The organism is Nocardia ninae NBRC 108245 (genome assembly GCF_007990755.1).
Lineage (GTDB): Bacteria > Actinomycetota > Actinomycetes > Mycobacteriales > Mycobacteriaceae > Nocardia > Nocardia ninae.
The window spans coordinates 27,949-51,419 of the sequence record NZ_BJXA01000023.1 but is presented as its reverse complement, the minus strand read 5'-3'; the positions used below and the strand labels follow the sequence as shown (position 1 = coordinate 51,419).

The following is a 23,471-nucleotide window of genomic DNA, read 5'->3' as shown; positions in this document are numbered from 1 at the left end:
TGCGAGAGCCGATTACACGCAGTACTCGCACGTGCCGTTGGCGGGAAGCTGGATGAAGCATTGCGCACACACCGCCGCGCGCGTCGGCTGCGGCTTGGTCTCCACCTGCGCGGTGCTGCTCGGCGCACGGCGGCCCGCCACCTTCGGCGTGAGCGGCGGGACTGCCATGTCGGCAGGCATCGCGGCGCCGTAGAACTGGTAGCACTGCCAGCGCGCGTAGGCGGCGTGCAGTTCCATATCATCCGGAATCGGCAGCCCGGCCAGCTCTAGTACGTACTTGTAGGTGTCGCCGACCGTGTGGTTCTGCCGCACGCAGAGCGCGGTGAGCGGCGGCTCCCCCGCGCCGTGGCAGCGGCGGGCGATCTTGCGCAGAATCGCGTCCATCCAGGTGCGGGTCGGCGCACCGGTATGCACGCCGGACACCTCCTGCACCCGCTCGGCCAACTCCGCGACGGTGATGAAATGCCCGTACCCGGTGGCGATCTCGGCCAGTTCCGCGTGTGCGGCCAGCGCCCAAGCCACTGTCGCCTCACGCAACGACACCGCGGCGCCGTCACCCGCCCGCCATGCTCCCGCCGTTGTGGGTACCGAATTCCTGATCACCCGATCAAGTTAACGCGTGGGGCCGGGAAAAGACGAATGCCCGAGCGGATCGGCGCCACTGAACCAGCGTGGTCGCCGAGTGCCGCGTGGGGCAGGCAGGCTCCCGCACTCTTGACTATAAATACGGCCGACCGTACTTTTGGTTTGTGACTACCGAGACCGGGGCGGAGCAGTACTCGTGGCTCAACGACATCGTCTGTGTCGGCTCGGGGTATCTGATCGAGGGTGGCGTTGCTTATCAAGTCTCCCAGGTGCTTTGACGCAAGAATGGCGAATGCGCAGCGTGCGCATTCGCCGTTCTCATTCGACTATCGGTGACTCAGTACACGGCGAAGGTTGTTTCGCTGGGGGTGTGCGGGAAATTGGTGTTGATCGTGAACGTCACCTGGCCGCGGCCCGTCACCAACCGAAGGTTGCCGTTTTGCGGGGCGATCCAGAAGAACGGCGTGCCATTACCGCCGCCGAGGAATACCGATCCCGAGCCACTCGCTCCGGTATCCAGGTTTCGCCAGTCGACCACCGCGGTGACCGAACACCACGGCGCCGGAATACCGAATACCTTCAGCCAGCCCTTCAATTGCAGGTCGACCGTTCCCGGCACATCGCCGTCCGGATATACATTTCCCGTGGCCCATACATCGCCCGCGCAGCCGATTCCGTCGGCGCCGGTGGATGTCATCGGCAAGTTGACTCCCACATAATTCGATGCGGAGGCGGGGGCACTCGCGCCGATGAGCGCCGCGACAGCGACGACGGCAACGGCCGATAGCTTGCCGAGTTGTTTGAATGGCATTCCTGCAACCTTCCAACGATGGTGGTGTGCTCGCGCATAGTGCACTGCGCGTTTCGCGAGATCGGCACGGGGAGCGTGCGTAACGCTACGTAAGCAACTACGTGGATATCGAAATTCGTCCTCGGCCGTTACTCGGCGCGGGCGGGACCGCGGCCCGAGCGGGAGCCCAGGGAGGTTCGGGCGAGGCCTTCGGGTCGGGGCCGGTGCGGGTTCGAGGGCTGTCGGCGCTGAGGGCTGAGGGTGTCGAGCCAACCGTGGGCCCCCACTCGAGACCGCCCCCGACGGACGCCGCGTGTTCGAACCGCTACCGGCATATGCACAGACGCACAAATCTCGATTATGCGCATAACTTATCAAAATACTGATGCCTGTTTACTAAATCCAGGCTTAAGTCTATTTATAGAATGGCTAACTCTTCCGTCTGTCGCCAATCGCTTAACCTACACTTTCGGCTGGGAAGTGGGAATGCGAGCAGGTAAGTGAGACCGATCCGTTATCGACACGGTCGAGCGCCTGCCGAGCACTGCTGAGCGCCGACCGGCGACTCAGAAGTCGCGTCGCCTTTTTCCGATACGTAGCTACGACACCTAGTTTCGCGTGTCGAAAATACGCGACCCCACATTCCCGGCCGGCCGTTTCGGCCTATCGATCGATGACACGACCGACGAAGAAAGTTGCCTTACATTGAGATCGATTGATCCACGCCTCCGCAGAGGTTGGATATTCCCCGGTGCAGTCGCCACACTCGTCATCGCCACCGTCGCCGGCCTGGCGATGACCATCGGTCCGGTCAGCGCGCAACCGGCCACCGATGGTCCGGACGGCCTGGACGACGCGATCAGCGACACCCTCGTCACTCAGCAGGTGGAAGACGCCACCGAGAAGCCACCCGTCGTCGACCGTATGCGCAGCGACGGTGAATGGGTCTTCGGCGCCGCGACCGTCCCTCAGGACAGCGAGAGCGAGGACCCGCCGAAATCGACGCTGTATGTGGCAAAACACGAGCACGGAGACTGGGAAGTCGCCCTGGAGGGCACCCCCGAATTCGGCCACATGGTCAGTGCCGCACCGGAATCCGTCGTGAGTGGCGGCGAGAAGGCAACCTTGACCGCCGCCGCCACCGCCCAACCACGTTCGGCGAATTCCGCACTCTCACTGCCGTGGAAGCAGGGCCAGAGCTGGTACATGGGCGGTGGGCCGCACGGCATCAGCGGCAGCAGCCGACCGTACAACTCGCTGGACTTCAACGGTGGCGACGGTCGCGTGACCGCTCCGGCGTCCGGTCGCATCTACAAAACGTGCGTCCGCAACGGCAGCGCCGAGGTGAAAATCGTTCATAACAACGGCTTTACCACCTCCTATTACCACATGACCGACATCATCGGCGCCGCCGACGGCACCGAGATCACCGCGGGCACCTACCTCGGTCGCACCGGCACCCAGCTGCCGTGCGGCGGTTTCGCCAGCGGTGCCCACGTGCACATGTCGCTGTACAAGGGTTCGCAACCGGTGCCCGTCAACGGAGTCACCCTCGGCGGCTGGACATTCCGGGAAGGTCCCGACGCCTACGGTGGGTACGCCGAGCACGAAGGTGAGCGGGTGCGCGCCGGCGGCAGGTTGGTCAACTACGGCGGCGGTGACAACTCGAATCCGCCGACCCCGCCGAAGCCGACCGATCCCAAACCGACCACACCGCCGAAGCCGACCGAACCCAAGCCACCGAAGCCGACCGATCCTAAGCCGACGACACCGCCCAAGCCCACGACACCGCCCAAGCCGAGCGAGCCCAAGCCACCGAAGCCCGACCCCACCCTGGCCAAGGGTGTGGTGCGCCCCCATCCCGATCGAAACCGCAAGGTCAACCTGCGTTCCGGCCCCGGCACCCAGCATTCGGTCGTCGGCGGGGTCCGCGACGGTGAGGTCCTGACCATCGCCTGCACCGCCCGCGGTGGCCGGCTCAACGGCAAATGGGGCAGCACCGACCTCTGGAACAAACTCGACAACGGCAAATGGATCAGTGACGGCTTCCTCGAAACCGGAAGCAATGGACCGGTAGCACCCGCCTGCCAAGAGTCCGGACCTCCCGCGCCCAGCTACCCGCATACCGGGACGGATGGCGAAGCGGAAGACAACGAAGCGCCGGAAGACAGTGCGCCCGAGGACGAATGGTCCGACAGTGATTGGCCGGAGGACGAATGGTCCGACGGCGGATGGTGGCTCGACGATTGGTGGTCCGACGGCGAATGATGCCGCTCCGCCGCGGTGGCGGCACTCCTCCACCGCGGCGGCCCCAACCATTGTGATCTACGACATCGCTTGCTAGGCTACGTTCCAGCAACTCTGGTAATCCAAATTTTAGGATGTGAGCCTTCATGCGAAACCTCGCCATCCGGGCCCTACCCGGCCTGGGAGCCCTGCTCGCCGTCACCGCCTTCGCAACCCCGGCCGAAGCCGCCCCGCCCGCCAATGCGCAGCAAGCGCGGGACGCCTGCGTCGAATACCTCCTGCAAACCATCCGTGCCATGCCAGAAGGCACCTACCTCGAAGCGCATTCCGACAGCCAGTCGGCACCGGGTCATGTATCGCCCACCGGAACCGGCAGTGCCTTCTTCCCCCACCCCGAGTACTACTCCCTCAGCTATCGATTGCCGAGCGACGCCCCATACACCACATTGGCCGACACCGAGTCCGCCTGGCAGGACCTCGGCTGGCCGCCGGCCCGCAAACCGCCATACCCGAACGGCGCCATCGCAACTCAGGCCCATCCGGCCGACGGATACACACTCGACACCATCGTCGGCGTCGGCCCCGCAGGCTCCGCCGTCACCATGTCATGTTTCACCACACAGACATTCCCCGGCGGCGGACCCAGCCCCGCGCCGGCTCCAGCGAGCCTGGTCCAATAGCTGCCGTCCGAGCCTGAACGAGGCAGGCGGCCAAGTGGACGTGGCTATTTCAGTCGGTGGACTGATCACCATTAATTCCCCGCTCGGTCCCCATTTGTCGAGGCCGGCGTAGACGCGCACCTTCGAGTCGAATCCGCAGCGGCGCCGCGTTGGACCGTCAGCGTGCTGCTGCGCTCTCGCGCCTATTCGCCTTCTTGATGGCTTCGACGAGTTCGTCCTTGGTCATGGTCGAACGTCCTGCGATGTCGAGCCTGCGCGCCACGTCCTGGAGATGCTTCTTACTCGCGTTCGCGTCGACGCCCTCTGCGGTCTCCCCGCTGGCGTTCGGCCCGCCGCTTTCGGCGCGCGCATCGGAGGGTCCCTTTTGGTCCTTGAGTTCCCAGTGATCACCTACCTTCTCGTAGCTGTGCTTGAGTGCGGCGTAGGCAACTCGATGAGCACGCTCTTCGTCGCCGTACTCCTTGATCGCGGAGTCGTAGGTCTCGGCAAAGGTGCGCTGCGCTTTGGCCTCGGACTTGACGAGAGTGCTCGGCAGCTCACTCTTGATCGGCTTACCCGACTTCGTGGTTTTCGGCATACTCACTCTCCTCCGGTAGCCCCTGGCATCGCGTACCCGCACCGATCGGGAACAAACTGAACACCGGCACCCTGCCGATCTGCGGACAACGAGTTCGAGGGCATGCGCACCGACCGCGACATCGTCGTGAAGGTAATCGCTCAGCGCAAGCATCCGACCGGGGTGAAGGCCGGCAAATCCCCGAGTCCATCGTCCACACGTCGAGCCCAGTGCATCTTCGCGAGCCGCCGCGTGGGACTGTCGGGATCCGGGGATAGCGGGCATGTGCCGGACTTCAGCGCTGCGAGTTAACACAGCTCCCAGTAACCCGGGCTGGTTTCCTTGATCGTGCTCTTGCTGTAGATAGTCCAGAGGCCGAGTTTCTGCTTCGAGCCGTTGGCATAGGCATAGCCACCCGATTGATAGGCACGGCCTGCGGTGGTGTGTGCGTAGTTGGTATCGGTCACGCAGGTGGGTGCGGGGGCGGTGGTGGTCGGGGGAATCGTCGTGGTCGTCACGGGCGGCGGCGTGGTCGGGGTCGATCCGCTCGAAAGCTTGCGGACCATGGCCGATATGGCGTCCAGCTGTTTACCGCCGTGCCAGGCATATGCCGCGTCACCGCCGTATCCCCACCAGTTCCAGCAACCGTTCGGATTGGTGGTCCCCGCAGTGCTGAGCGGAATCGCCTGCGGGTAAAGAACAATCATATTGTTGGTGTCGGCGTACTCGTTGAGATAGGCGTACTTCATGAAGGCGTCGCCGAACGACTGATAGCTGTAGCCCTGTTTACAGCCGTGCAAGGCAACCATCAGGCGACACGAAGCGCCTTGGGAACATGACGGAGGGACGTAAGTGAAACCCTTTGCGTCCATGCTTATCGCATTCGCATTGCCGCCGGGCGCGAACGCGTTCTGATCGAATTGGACAAGCTTTCCGCTGAGCGTCCCGGCCGGGCGGTGCACGGTCCCCAGCAGGGCGGCGAGCAGCTCACCCACCGGGTCGTCACCGCAGTCGTTGATGAACGGGGACGCCGTGCTGGCACAGGCGACCGGTCCCAGCGGGCTGACCCAGGCATGCCCGGCCGCACTGTCCTTCCGATAGGTGACGTTCGCGCCAAAACCCGAGTAATAGGTCGCGAGATCGTCATTCACGGCTTGGTGGACGGTCGTGTCGTTCGTGCCGTGGTAGAGATATACCGCGTCACCGGCCAGGTTGGCGACGGCGTCGAGCTTGCCGGACGCCGCCAGGGTTCTGGTCTCCTCCGCCAATTGCGCGGGCGACTTGCGTGTTCCATTCTGCATGCAACCGGTCTGGGCTCTGACCGCGTAGTCGAAATCCCCCGCGCATCGGTACGGGCCCGCAGTGAATATTCCCGCCCCGGAGAAGACATCGGAGTAGGCGACGTGTAGCTGATTCGCCAGGTACCCGCCGGACGAAACGCCCGAAACGTAAGTGGCGCTGATGTTATAACCGCGCAAGGTCTCCGGCGTGGGGCTGGGGACTGCGGCGGTCACCGAACTCATGGTGGCGGCCACCAGTCCGGCGGTGGCGGCCAGTGCCGCCGCCAATTCTTTGATTTCCATTGCGTTTCCTCATCATCGGGGAAATTGCGGCCTGCGACTCAGCCGCTCAGTTCGCACGTTTCCGCCGGATCACCGGAAACCGGACGCGGTATCGTCGCATTCGGTGGCGGCAATTGCCCTGTGCCGGCCCAGGTTTCGAGGGCGGTGAAGGCGCTCCGGAAGCACGGCAGCATGGGCCGCACCAGATCCGGATGCTGTTCGTACAGGCCATCGGCGTGATTGCCGCCCTCGATCCGGTAATACCGGTGCAGCGCAGCACGACCCTGACCACTGATCTGCTCGGCATAGAGGTCCGATTCCTTGCCGATCGGCAGCAGTGCGTCGAGGGTGCCGTGAATCGTGATGAGGGGTCGCTGAATTCGTCCGGTGAGTGATACTCGGCCCATGGAGTCCCGGGCCGCGGCCGGACGGTCGGCAAAGACGTAGTCGGCCTCGGCACCCGTATAGCCAGGATCGATTTCCTGCCGGTAGCCCCGTTGGATGGGCCCCCAGTACGACCTGTCGTGATACTCCCACAACGGCTCCGACTCGGCGGGGAACCCCGCGGCGACAATACCGTCGATGGCGGCCGGATTCGCACGGTAATCCTGGTAAGCGCGTGATACGGGCGGCAGATAACTCAGCGGGTTCGGACCATTCGCCTGCCAGGTGGGCCCCTCCCAGTCCACGCCACCGTCGTAGAGCCACGGCCGATTCTCCAACTGCCAGCGAACGAGGTAGCCACCGTTGGAGATTCCGGCCAGCAGGGTGCGGGTGGCCGGGCGGGCGTAGCGCTGGGCGACGACGGCCTGCGCCGCGACCGTCAACTGAGTGACCCGGTTGTGCCATTCGACCATCGCATCGCCGGGAGCGTCGCCGTCCCGATAGAACTCCGGCCCGGTGTTGCCTTTGTCGATCGCGGCATAGGCGTAGCCCTGGGCGAGCACCCAGTCGGAGATGATGAAGTCGTTGGCGTACTGGCGGCGATTTCCCGGCGTACCCGCGACCACCAGGCCACCGTTCCAGCGTTCCGGCAGGCGAATGACGAACTGGCTGTCGTGATTCCAGCCGTGGTTGGTGTTCGTGGCCGAGTTGTCGGGGAAGTATCCGTCGATCTGCATTCCCGGCACACCGGTCGGATTACGGGCGCCCGGAGGATGCAGGCCCGCCCAATCCGCAGCGACCGTGTGGCCCGAAGCGACGGTGCCTGCCGTGGTCAAGTCTGCGAGGCAGGCGGCGTCCTGCCGCTGCGCACCCACCACGAGCGGAGCCACACACGCCATGGACCGCACGACGGGATGCTCGGCATTCACCGCTTCGCGCGTGTGCACGCCAACGGCGACAAGGGATCCGGCGAGCGCAACGACAGCCGTTGCGGTGGCGGAGAGACGGCGAAACAGCGGCATGTTGTTCCTTTTCGAGCGGCGATGTCAGAAAGTCTGTTCGCCGGTCGGCCGCTTCGACAGGTGCGCGTCACCCACTTTTCCGCCGCTGAACATGGCGGAGGTCGCCACCCACGTGCGCGAGGACCATCCGAATACGGGCAGTGGTGTGCGGCGCAATGTATGGGCGACATAAACATTCGGCGCGGCAAACGTGTCGGCCGCCCACATCGTCAGGCCGCTGGACCACACATAGTGTTTTCGGCAGCACATCTCGAGGTGTGGAGGCACCATGGGTGGTCCACGGCGACCGGGGCGCCGGCCGTGACCTACCGACAGCCCCGACCGGCAGGCGATGGCGACCGGAAACCAACGCCCGGACAAGACTGCCGATGTCGCCCCGAGCGAAGGCGCTACACCATGACGGCCGTGACGTGCGAGATCTTCCTGGAAATGCTCGAGCGGGAAGCCCCTGCCGTCGAATTCGAAGCGCCACTGCTGGAAGCACGCGCCGCCGGTGCTTCCGCCGCTGAACTGGCCGAGCTGGACAGCGCTAAACGCGCCGCGCTACGAGTCCGCGCGCTGCTGGAGCGCCGGGCTCGCCGGGAGGCCGAATTGGCCGCACTGTTCGACACTGCCGGAGATCTCGCCGGACTACGCGACGTGGACGCGGTCCTGCAAGCCATCGTGCACCGCGCGCGGCGGCTGCTGCACGCCGATGTCGCCTATTTGACACTGCCAGATCCACAGCGCGGCGACACCTTCATGCGGGTGACCGACGGGTCCGGCTCACAGGCCTTCCGATCCACCAGGCTGGCGATGGGCGACGGCCTGGGCGGACTGGTCGCTCAGACCGGAATGCCGTACAGCACCGCGGATTACTTTGCCGACCAACGGTTCCGCCACACCGCGGCGATCGACAGTGCCGTGCGGGAGGAGGGGCTCGTCGCCATCCTCGGCGTGCCGATGAAGCTCGGCGACCAGGTCATCGGTGTCCTGTTCGCCTCGCATCGCGACTTCCGGCCCTACGCTCCCGAAGAGATAGCGCTGCTGGTCTCCCTCGCCGCGCACGCGACGATCGCCGTGGATTCGGCGCGGCTGCTCACCGAAACACGTACCGCCCTAGCCGAACTCAGTGCGGCCAGCGCGGCCATGCACGCGCACTACAACACCGTCGAACGCGCCGCACAGGCACACGACAGAATGACCGACCTGGTCGTTCGAGGCGGCGGCGTAGCGGACGTCGCGACCGTGGCCGCCGACATTCTCGGCGGCGCGCTGCTGGTACTCGACGCCGACGGACGCAGACTCACCGAGATCGGCGCACCGAGCGCCCATGAACAACTCGGCGACGAACAGGCCGTCGGCGAAATCGCCGCTACCGCAGCAGAACTCGGTCGAGCCGTAGTCGCGAAGGAGCTGTGGGCCGCACCGGGCGGCGCAGGCAGTAGGCCGTTGTGCACGCTCGTCCTGCATCATCCCGGCGAACTGTCGCCGGCCGATCAGCGCATCCTGGAGCGCGCCGCGCTCGTCACCGCACTGTTGTTGCTGTTCCAGCGCAGCATCGCCGAAGCCGAAGGACGAGTGCGCGGCGAACTCCTCGACGACCTGCTGGACGGTCGTGTCATCGACGACAAGGCATTGCACAGCCGGGCCACCCTGCTCGGCATAGATCTGACACAGCCCCAGATGCTCGTCGTCGCCGAACACGGCGGCCACCACCGTGCCGCGGCTTGGACAACCCACTACGTAATGTCCCGCCACGGTTTGGCGGTAACTCGCGGCCGGCACACCATCGTGCTCCTCCCCGGCAACGACGCCTCCGCAACAGCACACTGCGTCGCCAAGGAACTCCTTGCGGCACTGGGGATTTCAGCAACCGTCGCCGGCTCCGGACCAGTCGACCTACCGGACCGAGTGCCCACCGCCTACCGCGAGGCCCGCCAGTGCATCCAGCTGATGAACGCACTCGGCAAACACGGATCATCCGCCAGCGCAGCGGATCTCGGATTCATCGGCTTACTCATCAACAGCGGCGACAACGTACTGGCCTTCCTGAACACCACACTCGGCCCCGTCATCGATTACGACCTCCGCCGCGGCGCCCCCCTGATCGACACCCTGGAAACCTATTTCGCCACCAGCTGCAGCCTCAGCAACAGCGCCAAACTCCTCCACATCCACGTCAACACGGTCACCCAACGCCTCGACCGCATCACCGCCCTCCTCGGCGAAGGTTGGCAACACCCCGACCGCGCCCTCGAAATCCAACTCGCCCTGCGCCTACACCGCCTCCGCGAATCCGCCGCCTTCCCATCATGAGGACGGGATGAAGTGCGCATTCGAGTGCGGCTCGGCTGATGTGCGACCGGCCCGGTCGCCGAGGTCAGCGCGATAGAAACCCTGTGCGCTGCCCTTGTGCGGTGCACCGGCAGCCGCCGACAACGACACCGCACTGACACCTACCGGGCTCCGCCAGCGCCCAAGAGCTCATCCAGTTCACCGATGATCCGGTCGAAATCTTTTACCGCACGCTCACAGAATTCTCTATCTTGCCGCTCCAGGAAATCCGAGGCTTGCGCTTCGGTCGCGAAGCGGTGATGTTCTTTCTCGGCCATGACTCGCTCCGGAACCAACACCCAGTTCCGCCGCGTGGTGTCGAACAGCCAGTCGATATCACGATGATCAGAATCGATGATTTTACGCAGCTGTTCTGCGAACTCAACCGGCCGAGGTTCCGCAAAACGCCAGACCACCAGCGGCGGAACGGACGAGCCGTCATCGCGAGTACCGCCCGCGTGCCGGTACCATTCGAGATCCCCGTAGGGCTGGAGTCGGGCAATGAAATCACGCGAGTTCATTATCCCACCGGCCCGCACTCACGGGAGATCCAAGCTGGAGGCGTTCAGTGCGGAGGCCGTTGCTTTCATCGCGAGCCTGGTACGTCTCGGCAGTAACCCCCGGTTTTTCGGCCATACCTGCCAAGGCGGCGATGATCTGACCGCCGCCGTCTCGCACATCGGCCCAGCCATCACCGAACTCGTTCGGCGAAGTCACCTGTCCACGTGCCACCCGCCAATGTGGCGACGTCCTTTGCCGCGGAATCCAACACCGTGCGCAGCGCTTCGGCCAGCTCATAGACGAACTTGCTGACATCACGCACCTTTTCGGGAGCTACGGAAACGCTCTGTCCAGCTGCTGGAATCCCCCCATCGCTCATGTTCGGAGGCTACCGAACACGACCAACCACAGCAACGGCATCCTCACACCGTATCTACCTCCACGGACTGATGTTCTCAAGTGCACCACCGCCGACTCCCACGCTCTATCGCCGAACTCAGCACTTCGGGCTCGACGGCGTAGTCGACACGTCGAAAAGAGGCTGAGCTGCTGACCAATCGGGGTTGACGACTGACGATCGAACGGTACTGACGAGCCGCTTTACGATGGCGACGTGGGATTGGATGCGTTCGTGCGCTGTCGATGCTGGCAGGACGGCCGAACTACTATCGCGCCGGTCCCGGTAGACCTGATCGTAGAAGACGGCGCGGGATACCTGACGCTCTCGCTGCCCTACGAAGGGCATGAAGACCAGCACCACAGTGTCGATGGCTGGATCCGCAACGGCGCATGTCCGCACGAACATATGGAATTCGCATCCGAACGGATCTCGAACTGGTCCGGCTACAGGCTCTTTGAGTCAGCCTTGGAGGCAGCGGGAGTAGCCGACTTCCCGATCCTGTCCAACGAACTTCCCGACCGCAACGGTGGACAGCTGTCACCAATGTCAGCCTCAGCTGCGCTCGTCGAAATCACCGAATTCCGCGCCCAACCCACCGTCGGCACCGAAACCACCCTCATCGACGCATCAACTGGTGAAACGCTGATAACCGCGGTACCGGCATACAGAGGAGTTTTCAGCTGGGATGGCCGGACGAAACACAACTTCGCACTCGATGCCGCAGCCGGCCTCACAATCGTCGACACCGCCGCAGATCCCGAATCGGAGATCTTTCGGGCACGCAACTTCAGCCAGAAACAGTCGTGGCGGGGCGGATACTGGTTCACCGACCTCGACACCGGACAACGGACAAAGGTTCCGGTGCACGGTCCGATCAACCCGACGAACTCTCCGGGCTATCCGCGACGGATGCGCGTGCAGAGCACGCCGGTCGGCCCAGATCGGTTCGAGTACATACTCATTCCGTTGACACGAGTGCTCCAAGCCGCAGTCGACACCGGTAACCCAGTGGTGTGGTGCTGACCCGGAGCTCCGCACGATCTCGGGATTGGCGAAATACCGCGATTCACCCACCTCAGCGACCATTCGCTGATGCTGCTACGTGGTATGGGTCAGCCGAACGGTGAACTCCATCCTCGCCGCCACCTACGGCACCAGCGCACCTGCGGCCGACATCATCGCCGCCGCCCGGCACATGGCGAAGCGCCGACTGCCGAGGTCGATGAATAGTTCTGCGGCGCAATCGAATCCCGTCACATGGAGGTGTCGGTGACCGAAGCAGAATGGTCGGCTGGATCTACGCCTGCGATGCGCACTGGTGTGCCGGTGAGCGAAATCAACTGCGGGAGTTGAAGACCCAGTCAACTGCGGCGTGCAGGGTCTCGTTTTCGGTCTTCAGCAGAGAGTCCTCAGCGGGCAATGCCCGCTCCAGCGAGAGCCCATTGAGGACGGTCATCAGGAACCTTGCCCGCCTGGTGATATCGCCGTCGGCGAGCGCACCTTCGTTCACGAGGACCGTCAGCCAGTATTCGACGCGGCGCTGCCCCTCCCGGTCCATGGCGAGATATGCCGCGCGCAGCGTGTCGGTCGGTTCGGGAGCGATGAACGTGTTGAACAAGCTGCTGAACGCCTGTCGCGCTTGCTCGCCGACATCGGCAGGCGCGAGCACTTGCCGCAGACACTCGATCAGCCGATCCCGCGCCGGCACCGATTGATCGTGGATGATCCCGTGGTCGGAGACGGCGACGTCGTAGAGGATGGCGAGCACCGCGTCTTGCAGCGCGCGCTGCGTCGGGAAGTGATAGCGGAGCGAGCCGGCGCTCACCCCCGCCTTCGCCGCGACCGCGCGCACGCTCAGCGTCGCACCTGGATTCTCCCCGATCATCCCGAGAGCAGCCGCAAGGATCTTGTCCCGTGAGCTGGCGCCTCTCTGGTTCTGATTCACCACCGAACCACTTTCTCACACGCTACTGATACACCGTACTAACACACCGTGTTACCGTATTGGCGGCAAAAGTAACACAGTGTGTTAAAACGAGCTCGCCCGCCTGTCGGGGAGGGAGACGACGTGTACCAGGAGTGGCAGAGAAGCAGGGCCGCGAAGCGGCTGAAGGGCGGGAACGGACGGGCCATGCAGCCCTTCCGCTGGTGGCAGCTACCGGGCCGGGCGCTGTTCTATCTCCCGCTGTCCGGCGGTGGTTTGGACACCGTGTACGCCGTTGATGTCCGGCACTGGCAGAACCAGAGCTCCGGCGGTGTCAAGGCGGACCTGTTTCTCGATGGCCGCCATCATGCCGAATCCAAGCTGCCCGCTGCCTTCCCCGTCGCCGGCGGCCGGATCGAGGTGGCGATGAGCCGCTTCGGTCTCAAGCGCTGCCATTACGTCACCGTCGATGGTTCGGAGCATCAGCTCATCCCGGATCGCAAATCCGCCGAAGGGCGCCGTGCCCACCTCGACCGCAGGTACCCGCTGCTGAGTCGGTCGATCGGCTTGCTGTCGGTGGTCATGCTCCTTGTCGGTGTGGCACTGCTCGTCAATCAGCTCGCCGAACCGATCTCACGGATCCCGCCGATCGCCGAGCGCATCGGCGTGATCGAGACACCGATCGACTTGCCGGGCTGGGCCATCGTCGGGCTCGGGTTCGGGGCCGTGCTGGCCAGCGTCGAACGGAGCCTCCGGATGCGCTACCACTGGCTGCTCGACGCCGCCGGGAACTGAGATCGAGCGTCCGCACCGTTGTCGCGGACGCACACCATCGACATAACAACGACTTTCAGAATTCAGGAGAGTACGTGCGAACACTGGGCATGATCCGAGGCGCGGCGACGGCCGCGATGGCGGTCGCGGTGGTGCTGACCGCGGGTTGCACGACCGCGACGCCGGAGGGCGGCGCGGTCGCCGATGATCCGAAGCTGGACCGCTTCATGGCGCAGAAGCTCGAGTTCGGGCCCTGCGATGACCCGCGCATCGGACTGCCCGCGGCGGCGGTTGCCATGAGCGAGTGCGCGAAGCTCGAAGTTCCGCTCGATTACCAGGAACCCGAGGGCAAGACGATCGAGCTCGGTCTGCTGCGTGTGCGGTCGACCGGCACCGATCGGATCGGATCGCTGCTGGTGAACCCAGGCGGGCCGGGCTATCCGGCGATGAGCTACGCCGCCGCGTTCGCGGCGATCTGGACTGGAACCCCTGTCCGCGATCGGTTCGACATCGTCGGATTCGACCCCCGCGGCGTCGGCATCTCCGAACCCGTAATCGATTGCTACACCGACATACAGCGAGAGAACGACGCGCCCGTCTCGGCGATCGCCGCTGCCGGGATCCCCTGGACGGCCGAGGGCGCGCGCGAGCTGGTCGAGCAGTGCGCGCAGGGCTCGGGCGGCACGGAGATGCTCGCGCACCTCGGGACGCGGGATGTCGCACGCGACATGGACGTGCTGCGTGCCGCGCTCGGCGACAAGAAGCTGTCCTATGCGGGATCGAGCTACGGCACCCGGCTCGGTGCCGTCTACGCCGAGATTTTCCCGGAAAACGTACGTGCCCTCATCAACGACAGCGCGATGGACCCGACCAAGAACACCCGGGAGCGGAATCTGCAGCAAGCGGAAGGGATGCAGCGCACGTTCGAGAAGATCGCCGCGTTCTGCGCGACACAACCGGACTGCCCACTCGGCGACGATCCAGCGCAGGCCACGACCGTGGCACAGCATCTCCTCCGGCCACTCCTCGACAACCCCATCCGCATGGCCGATGGCCGCGAGCTGACCCACTACAAGGCTGTCGAGGGCTTCGTCAGCGCCCTCTACCTCGAAACCTCTTGGCCCCGCCTCATTTCCGGTTTCGCACAACTCGCGCAGGGCCGAGGCGACGAACTGCTCGCCCTGCGCGACGTATTCGCCGGCCGCACCGCGACCGGCGAATACCCGAACACCTTCGAAGCGACCTTGGCGATCAACTGCGACGACGAGGAGCGGCTCACCCCCGACCAGGCCACCGATCTCATCAAGGCCATGAACGCTACGACACCGGTCCTCGACCCGGGCATCGACATCCAGACACACCACGGCTGCGAGGCGTGGCCGGGAAAGTCGACCCTCGGCTTCCCCTACGCCACCAACATCAAAGGACTGCCACAAACCCTCGTCATAGCAGTCACCGGCGACCCCCTCACCCCCTACGACGGCAGCGCCAACCTCGCCAACGCGTTAGGTGCGCGACTGCTCACCGTGGACGGCGAACAACACGGCGCACTCCTTGCCCGCAACCCATGCATCAGTGGCCTGGCAGCCGACTACCTGATCGATCTCCATCTGCCAGCAGAAAACCCGCGCTGCTCACTCTGAACGAGCAACACGAATCATCCCGCGACGCACCACCTCTCAACCGCACTCGTAGTGTCGCGAGAACCGAATACACGGAATCGGCTACTCGGAGGAGTTGAGTGCGCCCCACAGGCCGGCAAATCGAACTCGCCTTCCGAGGGCGGGAGCGAACGTCCTCGGGCAGACGAACCCGAGAAGGGGGTCCAGGGGGCGAACGGCCTCGGGTAAGCGAACCCGAGGAGGGGGGTCCGGGGGGCGAAGCCCCGCCGGGCGGGGCGTGGGGGCTGCGCCCCCACAAGACAGACGAAATGAGCCCCACACGCGCATTCCGCGTGCAGGGCTCACCCAGCGAATGGAGTGGAGCTAAGGGGAATCGAACCCCTGACCTTCTCGATGCGAACGAGACGCGCTACCAACTGCGCTATAGCCCCGTGCGGCTCCGGGGAACCGCGCTCAGTCACTCTAGCAAAGGTTGTTGCGAGACTCCGAATCGGGCGGTTTACCTGGGATTATGCGGAGTCACGCTGGTGTCATTCGCCGGCGGCGCGGCGCATGTCGCCGCCGCCGGTGCGGTCGCGGAGGGCGCGGGCGGTGGCGGGGTCGAAGGGGTCGAGGTGGTCGAACATGGGGTCTTCGTCGTCGGTTTCGAGGAGTGCGGAGCGGCGGCGCAGGGCGCGGGCGGTGTCGCGGTCCATGGCGGCGCGGGCGGCTTGGGGTTTGCCGGGGGCCCGCGCGGTGTTCGCCGAGTTGTTCGGCGCGGCTGAGGCGGGCGGCGCGGCGGCGGCGGATGTCTTCTTCGATGCGTACCTGCTTGCGCAGGTAGGTGAGGTAGCCGATGAGGACGAAGGAGGATAGGCCGCTGCCCCACCAGAAGTGCGGGCTGACCGCGACGGCGAGTCCGCCGCATAGCAGTCCGGCCAGGACGAGGCCGAGGACGGCGCGCTGGCGGAAGGTGTAGCGGGCGGCGCGGGCGATGGCGTCGGCTTCGGGGTCGTAGCCGCCGCGGCCGCGCCGGGTGGGCACGTAATCGAGGTCGTCGGAGTCGGTTTCGTAGTCGCGGCGGGCGCGGTCGTCGGCTTCGTCGTCGAGGTAGTCGTCGTCATGGGTGACGCGGGCGGGCACGGTGGAGCGCGCGGGGGGTATCCGGGCCGCGGCCGGTTCGGTGCGCTCTTCGCCCACTACGTCATCATCGGCCGCGTCGTCGTGCGGCGCAGCCGGTTCGTCCAGGTCGGCGGATTCGGTGTCGGCAGTGACGGTTTCGATGTCGGCTGCCTCGGCGTCCGCGTCGGCCTGCTCGAGTTCGGCGTCGCTCAGCTCAGCGTCGTCCAGCTCAGGGTCGGCGAGTTCGGTGTCGTCCAGCTCGGTGTCGGCGAGCTCGGCGTCAGCGATGTCGGGGTCGGGGTGGGGCACCGCGCCTTCGGTGATCGCGGGCAGGTCACCTTCGGTGACGGGTTCGTCGGCCGGTGTTGTCATCCGGTCCTCCGCATCATCGCTGTGGGGATGCTTTCTCTGTACGCGGCGTGGCCGCCAATTGGGGTCGGTTTCGTGGCCTGCGGCGGGTCCACTCTTGGTGCGCCGCTTGGAATCTCCGCGGACGAGCACCCGGGTGGCGAGTGCGGCGTCGGTGGTCCGCCGAATCCTCGGGTGCCGGTCGGCGAGGATGGGGAAAAGGACGAAGACCCAGAGCACTACCAGGCCGATCCACAGAATCGAATTCGGCATTGCCGTCAGCACCTCCGTCCCGGCCTGGTGTGGTCCGTTCGGCCGGCGAGCGGTGCGCAGCACGCCCCGCGTCCGCCCGGCTTCCATCCGTCGCTGCGGCGTGGTCACCGGTCGCCTCGCAGGCTCCCTGCCGGGGGTGCAGGACGCACCTCCGACGTCCGTAGGTTAATTCCGTGACGCGTCGAGATCCGGCAGGCGCGCCGTGCACATACGCCACACCTGTCACAAAGCCACCAATTCTTCCGCGCGTCGGATGCGCCGGGCGTGTCCGTATTGCACGATTCTCAGGGCAGAACGGCCCGGCCCTCGCGGACGAGCCGGTCGACCACTGTGCCCATGACCTCTTCTACGGTGATGCCGACCAGCAGGTGATCGCGCCAGGCGCCGTCCACGTCGAGGTAGCGGCGCAGCAGCCCTTCCTCCCGGAAACCGACATTGCGCAGGACCGCTTGACTGGCCAGGTTTTCCGGCCGCACCGTCGCCTCGACCCGGTGCAGGCCGACCTGCCCGAAGCAGTGGTCGAGACCGAGCGCCAGCGCTGCTGTCGCCACACCCTGGCCGCTGAGATCCTTGGCCACCCAGTATCCAATCCAGCCGGAACGCAGCGCGCCGCGCACGATATTGCCGACGGTCAACTGCCCGCTGAACGCACCGTCCACCTCGATCACCAAGGGAATCATCGCCCCACGCCGCGCTTCGGCCTTCAGGCTCGACCACAGCGACGGCCAGTTGGACGCGTGGTTGCGCGCCTCCCAGGCGCCGCGACCGGTGGGCTCCCACGGCTCCAGATGGGCCCTGTCCCGCAATCGGATTCGGCTCCACGCGGCGGCGTCGCGCAGCCGCACCGGGCGCAGCGTCACCTGTCCGGCCCCGACGCGCACCGGACCGAGCCGCGCGGGCCAGCCCGGATGCTGCGTGACCCGGAACACGTTCATCGCCTCCACGCCTCAGCCGCGCTGGGCGAGGAAAGCGACCCTGACCTCGTCACCGGTGCGGATCTCGGTGTCGTCGGGGTCTATCACGATCAAACTGTTCGCCTCGGCGAGCGTGGCGAGCAGGTGTGACGAGGCGCCCGCGCCGCCGCCGAGCGGTTGCACGAGGTAGTCGCCGGTGGCCTCGTCGCGCATGAGTTGCGCGCGTAGATAACCCTTGCGACCGGCCATCGAACTGATCGGGGTGATGGTCCTGGCCATGATGATCCGCCGCATGGGATGCCTGCGCCCCAAGGCGATTCGGATCAGCGGCCGGACCATCACCTCGAAAACGACCAGCGCGCCGACCGGATTGGACGGCAGCAGGAAGGTGGGCACCTCGTCGCGGCCGAGCCTGCCGAAGCCCTGCACCGAACCGGGATGCATGGCGACCCGGGCTATTTCGAGTTCGCCGAGCCCTTCCAGCGCCTCGCGCACCTGATCCGAGGCCCAGCCGCCCACCGCGCCCGCGATGACGACGACCTCGGAGCGCACCAGCTGCCCCTCGACCACGTCGCGCAGCCGGCGCGGATCCGTGCTCACGATGCCGACCCGGTTGACGTCCGCGCCCGCGTCCCTCGCCGCGGCGGCGAGGGCATAGGAGTTCACGTCGTAGACCTGGCCGGGGCCGGGTGTGCGATCGATATCGATGAGCTCACCGCCGACCGAGATCACCGACAACCGCGGCCGCGGATGCACGAGCACCTTGTCCTGTCCGACGGCCGCTAGTAGTCCCACCTGGGCCGCGCCGATGATGGTGCCCGCGCGCACCGCGACATCGCCGGGCTGCACATCGTCGCCGATGCGCCGCACGTAGTCGCCGGAGCGAACCGGTTCGTAGATCTTGATCTTGGCGCGGCCGCCGTCGGTGAAGTCCAAGGGCAGCACGGCATCCGCGAGCGTCGGCAGCGGTGCACCGGTGTCGACGCGGACGGTTTGGCGCGGCTGCAGCCGGATCGGCTGACGCGATCCGGCGATCACCTCGCCGACCACCGGCAGCGTGAGATCGACCAGTTCGTCGTCCTCGTTGCGAATGTCGGTGCCCGCGGCGGCCACGTCGACGCTGCGCACCGCGTAGCCGTCGATCGCCGCCTGATCGAATCCGGGCAGCGGTCGTTCGGTGACGACGTCCTCGGCACACAGCAGGCCCTGGGCCTCGGAAATCGCGACCCGGACCGGCCGAGGCGCGACCGCCGCGGCGGTCACCTTGATCTGCTGATCCTCAACCGAGCGCATCCAGCCCTTCCTGATCTCTTCGCACACCACCGATCGCACCGCGCGAAATCGCTTCGGCACAACCAATCAGCGCACGCGACGGTGAACCATCATTCGTACCCGACGGTCCACTGTCGACGAAACCCACGCTCAGTCGTAGGTGGTCAGCTGCGGATCCCAGTCGGGACCGAGCCGATGCTCCAGCCACTCCCGAAGGGCGGGGCCGTATTCGTCACGTTCCAAAGCGAAATCGACCGCAGCACGAAGATAGCCGCCCGGGTTGCCCAAATCGTGGCGCGACCCACGGTGCACCACGACATGAACCGGATGATCCTCGGCGATGAGCAGCGCGATGGCGTCGGTGAGTTGCAATTCGCCGCCCGCGCCCGGCTCGATCCGGCGCAGCGCGTCGAAGATGGCGCGGTCCAACAGGTATCGACCGGCGGCGGCGAAGGTGGACGGCGCGTCGGCCAGCGCGGGCTTCTCCACCATGCCCTTGACGCGCAGCACATTCGGATTCACCGCGTCCGGCACGGTCGCCACATCGAACACGCCGTACGCGCTGACCTCGTCCTTGGGCACGTCGATGGCGCAGAGCACGGTGCCGCCACGCTTGCGGCGCACCCGGCACATCACGTCCAGCACGCCGGAGGGCAGCACCAGGTCGTCGGGGAGCAGCACGGCGATGGCGTCTTCGTCGTCGTCGAGGGCGGCCTCGGCCTGGGCGACCGCGTGGCCGAGGCCGAGCGGTTCCTCCTGCACCACCGAGGTCACATCGAGGAGTCCCGGTGCCTTGCGCACCTTTTCGAGAAGCTGGAATTTGCCGCGCTCGGCGAGGGTGCTCTCCAGCACCAGGTCTTCCACGAAGTGCGCGACCACACCGTCCTTGCCCGGCGAGGTGACGATCACCAAACGCTCGGCACCGGACTCGGCGGCCTCGGCGGCGACCAGTTCGATGCCGGGGGTGTCGACCACCGGGAGGAGTTCCTTCGGCACCGTTTTGGTCGCGGGCAGGAACCGCGTTCCCAGCCCGGCGGCGGGCACTACGGCCGTGCGGAAGCACGAAGCCAGCGTGGCATCGCCGGATTGTCCGGCCTTTGCTGTCATGCGCATACCCTATCCATCGTCACAGCCCCTGACTCGACGTCGAGCCGACCGGTATTCCGGTCAGCCTATGGTGATCGACATGGAGATGCCCGGTGAGCGCGAAAAACATGCATGGCGCACCGAAATTCTTGCTCGACGGGCGGCGATGCCTGCTGAGGAGCACGCTGCGGAGGTCGCGGCCCTGGTCACCGCGGTCGAGCGGCTCGACGTGGGCGAATGGGTCTGCGCGTACGTGCCGGTGCGTGGCGAACCGGGATCGACCGAGATGCTCGACACGTTGCGTGCGGCGGGAGCGCGGGTGCTGGTCCCGGTCACCGGCCCGCCGGGACCCTTGAACTGGGCGGAGTACACCGGCCTGGCCAGCCTGCGGCGAGCCAGGTTCGGCCTGCTCGAGCCGACCGGCGAGGTACTACCGACCGACGCGATCGGCCGTGCGGAACTGATCCTGGTCCCGGCGCTCGCGGTGGACCGGCGCGGTGCCCGGCTGGGGCGCGGGGCAGGTTACTACGACCGGACGCTGGCCGCGGCGGCACCGCAGGCGCGTCTGGTCGCGGTCGTTCGGGACGACGAGCTGGTCGACCGGCTCCCCGAGCAGCCACACGACGTGCGAATGGGCTGGGCGCTGACCCCGCGGGGCGGGCTGCACCGGCTTGTCGAAGATCACGCCGCGGAATGAAAGGTAGATTGGCAACGTTGGCACTGTCGGCTGTAGAGTGCCAGATGACGAAACCCGCGGAGGATGCTGTGCCAACTTACTCGTATGCGTGCACCCAGTGTGACAACCGCTTCGACATCGTTCAGTCCTTTTCCGACGATGCGCTGAGCGTGTGCCCGGAGTGCTCCGGAAAGCTGCGCAAGCTGTTCAATTCCGTCGGCATCGTGTTCAAGGGCAGCGGCTTCTACCGCACCGACAGCCGCAGCGGCGCGTCCACCGCGAGCGAGCCGGCCAAGTCCGACAGCGGTTCCAACGGCTCGAAGGACTCGAGCTCGTCGAGTTCCACCAGCTCGGATTCCAGCTCGTCCAACGGCAGCAGCGCGACCACCAGCACCGCTGTGGCCAGCTGATTCGTCGAGTTATCCCCAGCCACTCAGTTATCCACAGCTAGCCCTTTTCCCGGCCTGGCGGGTGCGCGCACAGTCATAGGCTTTCGCCATGACTCGATCACCCGCCGAGCTCGGTCGTCAGCGCTTCGGAGTGTGGCGTCGACCGCCCTGGGCCGACAGCTTGCTCGCCCGCCGGCTCGGCGCCGCAGTCCTGATAGTGCTGGCGATAGCCTTGTTCCTGCGCGGTGATCCCGGCGCGGAACGAACTTCCGTCGTGGTCGCCGGACGCGATCTCGCACCAGGCCATGTGCTCGCCGCGAGCGATCTCCAGTCGAGTCCCCGCGAAGCCGCCGCCCTGCCCGCCGGTGTCGTGCGCAATCCCTCCGACGTAATCGGCGCCACCTTGACCGGGGCGATGCGCGCCGGCGAGATATTCACCGACATCCGCGTCGTCGGCCCGCGCCTGGCCGCCGCCGCGACCGGCGCGCGGGACGCGCGGATCGTGCCGATCCGGTTGGCCGACAACGCCGTCGCCGAAATCCTGCGCGCCGGTGACCGAGTCGACGTGGTCGGCGGCGAAGAGCAAGGCGCGCGCCCGGCCCGCACCCTGGCGACCGATGCCGCAGTCGTGCTGGTGTCCAGCCCCGGTGACGGACGGGCCGCGAAGGAACGCGTGGTGTTGGTCGCGATGGACTCCGAACACGCGACGGTGGTCGCGGCGGCGTCCTTGCATACCGCGCTCACCGTTGTCTTCCATTGAGTTGTCCACACATTTGCCATCAAGGTCAACTAGCATCGGCGATACCACAGGCGTCGACCGCCGAGCACGACTTTGTCAGCTCCACACGTAGAGGAGATATCGGCAATGCTCAAGGGTTTCAAGGATTTTCTGTTCCGCGGAAACGTTGTCGACCTGGCGGTGGCGGTGGTCATCGGCACCGCGTTCGTCGCGATCGTCACCGCGTTCACCAATGGCATCGTCAACCCGATCCTGGCCGTCTTCGGCGGCAGCGACGAACTGGGGCTCGGTTTCCAGCTCGTTGCCGACAAACCCGCGACCTTCGTCCAGGTCGGTCCGATCATCACCGCTGCAATCAATTTCGCGATCATCGCCGCGGTGCTGTATTTCGTGCTCGTGCTGCCCGCCATGCACGTGAAAAGGAAGTTCAGCCCGGAAGCCGTCGAACTCAGCGACGCGGAGGTGCTCATCCAGATCCGCGATCTGCTCGCCGAAGGCCAACGCAGCGCGGGCGGTAAACACGAATCCTGAATTGCTTGCGCGGCAACGAGAAACGGGCCCGTCGCGCAACGACAGACCCGTTTATCTTGTGCGAGTAGCTATTCGACGTCAGCCGAGGATGAACGGCTTACCCCACAACGTCATCCAGGTGACGACGGAGTCGGTTTCCACGCTGAGACTGACGAACGCCCGCGCCTGCGCATAGCCGTCACAACCGGACAGGTCGATAACCTCGTCGGACCAGCTCACCGCTCCGATGCTGCCTTCGAACTGATTACGGGTCGGGTACGCCACACTGCCGAAGTACTCGTCCTGCTCCAGATCCAGCACATAGAACGACTTCGCCTGACCGCGCTCGAGCACCAGCTTGGCACCGGTGGCCACCCCGGCGTCGGAATCGATGGCGTCCCCGGCCCACTCCAGATCACCGGTGACACCACCGCCGGCGATATCCACCTCGCAGCCGACGGTGTACCCCGGAAAAATGGAACCGGCTGTGCCACCCGGCGTTCCGGCCAACTCGACCTGCGCCTTCCCCGCCACCCGCGCGGTGCGGTGCCCCGGCACGGCGCCCATGGTCGGCGTGATCGCGACCGACTCGTCGACCAGCGCGAGCCGCACCTCGGTGCCGTCGGCCAGCGTCTTGGTGGTCTCGCCACCGGGCAGCGGAATGAAGATCTCCGCGGTGGCCGCGCCGGTCGAGAACAGGCCCAACGCGACAGTGGCGGCGACCCCGAGCCCGACGCGGGACGTCAGTTTCTTACGGTTGATCATGGTTGTCGACCCCTAGCGGAACGAATTCTCAGGCA

At 65.8% G+C, this 23,471-nt stretch carries 24 protein-coding genes and 1 tRNA gene; 11 read left to right on the top strand and 14 right to left on the bottom strand.

Annotation, left to right across the window (positions count from 1 at the left end; translation table 11 throughout):
• Positions 1–12 precede the first annotated feature (12 nt).
• Complete coding sequence (locus NN4_RS18660; protein ID WP_240772409.1) at positions 13–603, bottom strand: hypothetical protein; 591 nt, start codon at positions 601–603, stop codon at positions 13–15.
• Between the two features lie 68 nt (positions 604–671).
• Between NN4_RS18660 and NN4_RS45765 the strand changes: the two genes are divergently transcribed.
• The gene (locus tag NN4_RS45765; RefSeq protein WP_147132727.1) at positions 672–863 is read left to right on the top strand and encodes a DUF3237 family protein; all 192 of its coding nucleotides are present in this window, start codon (positions 672–674) and stop codon (positions 861–863) included.
• A 59-nt stretch (positions 864–922) separates the two neighbouring features.
• Here NN4_RS45765 and NN4_RS18650 read toward each other — a convergent pair whose 3' ends face one another.
• A complete protein-coding gene (locus tag NN4_RS18650) occupies positions 923–1,396 on the bottom strand; it encodes a hypothetical protein (RefSeq protein ID WP_186818500.1) in 474 nt (157 codons plus the stop codon).
• A 684-nt stretch (positions 1,397–2,080) separates the two neighbouring features.
• On the opposite strand from NN4_RS18650, the gene NN4_RS18645 reads away from it, so the two are divergent.
• On the top strand, positions 2,081–3,643 hold the full coding sequence (locus tag NN4_RS18645) for a peptidoglycan DD-metalloendopeptidase family protein (RefSeq protein WP_147132721.1): 1,563 nt from the start codon (positions 2,081–2,083) through the stop codon (positions 3,641–3,643).
• A gap of 125 nt (positions 3,644–3,768) precedes the next feature.
• A complete protein-coding gene (locus NN4_RS18640) occupies positions 3,769–4,302 on the top strand; it encodes a hypothetical protein (protein ID WP_147132718.1) in 534 nt (177 codons plus the stop codon).
• Positions 4,303–4,459: 157 nt separating this feature from the next.
• Here the strand turns inward: NN4_RS18640 and NN4_RS18635 are convergent, their stop codons facing one another.
• The 3 genes from NN4_RS18635 to NN4_RS18625 form a co-directional block, all read right to left on the bottom strand.
• Positions 4,460–4,879 (bottom strand): ChaB family protein, encoded by a 420-nt coding sequence (locus tag NN4_RS18635; RefSeq protein ID WP_147132716.1) that lies wholly within the window; start codon positions 4,877–4,879, stop codon positions 4,460–4,462.
• Positions 4,880–5,166: 287 nt separating this feature from the next.
• Positions 5,167–6,441 carry an extracellular catalytic domain type 2 short-chain-length polyhydroxyalkanoate depolymerase gene (locus tag NN4_RS18630; protein WP_147132712.1) on the bottom strand — a complete coding sequence of 425 codons (1,275 nt, stop codon included), beginning with the start codon at positions 6,439–6,441 and terminating at the stop codon, positions 5,167–5,169.
• 38 nt (positions 6,442–6,479) lie between these two features.
• A complete protein-coding gene (locus tag NN4_RS18625) occupies positions 6,480–7,826 on the bottom strand; it encodes an alpha/beta hydrolase family protein (protein WP_147132709.1) in 1,347 nt (448 codons plus the stop codon).
• Between the two features lie 396 nt (positions 7,827–8,222).
• Here NN4_RS18625 and NN4_RS18620 point away from each other — a divergent pair, with 396 nt between their 5' ends.
• Positions 8,223–10,124 (top strand): helix-turn-helix domain-containing protein, encoded by a 1,902-nt coding sequence (locus tag NN4_RS18620; protein WP_147132706.1) that lies wholly within the window; start codon positions 8,223–8,225, stop codon positions 10,122–10,124.
• 140 nt (positions 10,125–10,264) lie between these two features.
• Here the strand turns inward: NN4_RS18620 and NN4_RS18615 are convergent, their stop codons facing one another.
• Entirely contained in the window at positions 10,265–10,663 is a 399-nt protein-coding gene (locus tag NN4_RS18615; RefSeq protein ID WP_147132703.1) for a hypothetical protein, read from the bottom strand.
• Between the two features lie 170 nt (positions 10,664–10,833).
• A complete protein-coding gene (locus NN4_RS46170) occupies positions 10,834–11,022 on the bottom strand; it encodes a hypothetical protein (protein WP_246180943.1) in 189 nt (62 codons plus the stop codon).
• A gap of 234 nt (positions 11,023–11,256) precedes the next feature.
• On the opposite strand from NN4_RS46170, the gene NN4_RS18605 reads away from it, so the two are divergent.
• Entirely contained in the window at positions 11,257–12,066 is an 810-nt protein-coding gene (locus tag NN4_RS18605) for a hypothetical protein (protein WP_147132700.1), read from the top strand.
• 313 nt (positions 12,067–12,379) lie between these two features.
• Here the strand turns inward: NN4_RS18605 and NN4_RS18600 are convergent, their stop codons facing one another.
• Positions 12,380–12,988 carry a TetR/AcrR family transcriptional regulator gene (locus tag NN4_RS18600; protein ID WP_281289373.1) on the bottom strand — a complete coding sequence of 203 codons (609 nt, stop codon included), beginning with the start codon at positions 12,986–12,988 and terminating at the stop codon, positions 12,380–12,382.
• A 186-nt stretch (positions 12,989–13,174) separates the two neighbouring features.
• Here NN4_RS18600 and NN4_RS18595 point away from each other — a divergent pair, with 186 nt between their 5' ends.
• Positions 13,175–13,762 carry a hypothetical protein gene (locus NN4_RS18595; protein WP_246180941.1) on the top strand — a complete coding sequence of 196 codons (588 nt, stop codon included), beginning with the start codon at positions 13,175–13,177 and terminating at the stop codon, positions 13,760–13,762.
• 74 nt (positions 13,763–13,836) lie between these two features.
• Positions 13,837–15,384 carry an alpha/beta hydrolase gene (locus tag NN4_RS18590; protein ID WP_222595101.1) on the top strand — a complete coding sequence of 516 codons (1,548 nt, stop codon included), beginning with the start codon at positions 13,837–13,839 and terminating at the stop codon, positions 15,382–15,384.
• Between the two features lie 337 nt (positions 15,385–15,721).
• Here the strand turns inward: NN4_RS18590 and NN4_RS18585 are convergent.
• From NN4_RS18585 to NN4_RS18565, 5 genes are all read right to left on the bottom strand, one after another.
• Positions 15,722–15,794 (bottom strand) — tRNA-Ala (locus NN4_RS18585).
• Positions 15,795–15,882: 88 nt separating this feature from the next.
• A complete protein-coding gene (gene sepX, locus NN4_RS18580; protein ID WP_186818499.1) occupies positions 15,883–17,085 on the bottom strand; it encodes a divisome protein SepX/GlpR in 1,203 nt (400 codons plus the stop codon).
• Between the two features lie 284 nt (positions 17,086–17,369).
• Entirely contained in the window at positions 17,370–18,020 is a 651-nt protein-coding gene (locus tag NN4_RS18575) for a GNAT family N-acetyltransferase (RefSeq protein ID WP_107660951.1), read from the bottom strand.
• Between the two features lie 12 nt (positions 18,021–18,032).
• Positions 18,033–19,292 (bottom strand): molybdotransferase-like divisome protein Glp, encoded by a 1,260-nt coding sequence (gene glp / locus NN4_RS18570; RefSeq protein ID WP_107660952.1) that lies wholly within the window; start codon positions 19,290–19,292, stop codon positions 18,033–18,035.
• Between the two features lie 129 nt (positions 19,293–19,421).
• The gene (locus tag NN4_RS18565; RefSeq protein ID WP_107660953.1) at positions 19,422–20,378 is read right to left on the bottom strand and encodes a UTP--glucose-1-phosphate uridylyltransferase; all 957 of its coding nucleotides are present in this window, start codon (positions 20,376–20,378) and stop codon (positions 19,422–19,424) included.
• 79 nt (positions 20,379–20,457) lie between these two features.
• Here NN4_RS18565 and NN4_RS18560 point away from each other — a divergent pair, with 79 nt between their 5' ends.
• From NN4_RS18560 to mscL, 4 genes are all read left to right on the top strand, one after another.
• Positions 20,458–21,054, top strand: coding sequence for a 5-formyltetrahydrofolate cyclo-ligase (locus NN4_RS18560; protein ID WP_246180940.1), 597 nt, complete (start codon positions 20,458–20,460; stop codon positions 21,052–21,054).
• Positions 21,055–21,122: 68 nt separating this feature from the next.
• A complete protein-coding gene (locus NN4_RS18555) occupies positions 21,123–21,443 on the top strand; it encodes an FmdB family zinc ribbon protein (protein WP_135237612.1) in 321 nt (106 codons plus the stop codon).
• A gap of 88 nt (positions 21,444–21,531) precedes the next feature.
• A complete protein-coding gene (locus NN4_RS18550) occupies positions 21,532–22,182 on the top strand; it encodes an SAF domain-containing protein (RefSeq protein WP_147132686.1) in 651 nt (216 codons plus the stop codon).
• A gap of 105 nt (positions 22,183–22,287) precedes the next feature.
• Positions 22,288–22,692, top strand: coding sequence for a large conductance mechanosensitive channel protein MscL (gene mscL / locus NN4_RS18545; RefSeq protein ID WP_107659346.1), 405 nt, complete (start codon positions 22,288–22,290; stop codon positions 22,690–22,692).
• 78 nt (positions 22,693–22,770) lie between these two features.
• Here the strand turns inward: mscL and NN4_RS18540 are convergent, their stop codons facing one another.
• Complete coding sequence (locus tag NN4_RS18540; protein ID WP_147132683.1) at positions 22,771–23,436, bottom strand: MspA family porin; 666 nt, start codon at positions 23,434–23,436, stop codon at positions 22,771–22,773.
• Between the last annotated feature and the right edge of the window lie 35 nt (positions 23,437–23,471).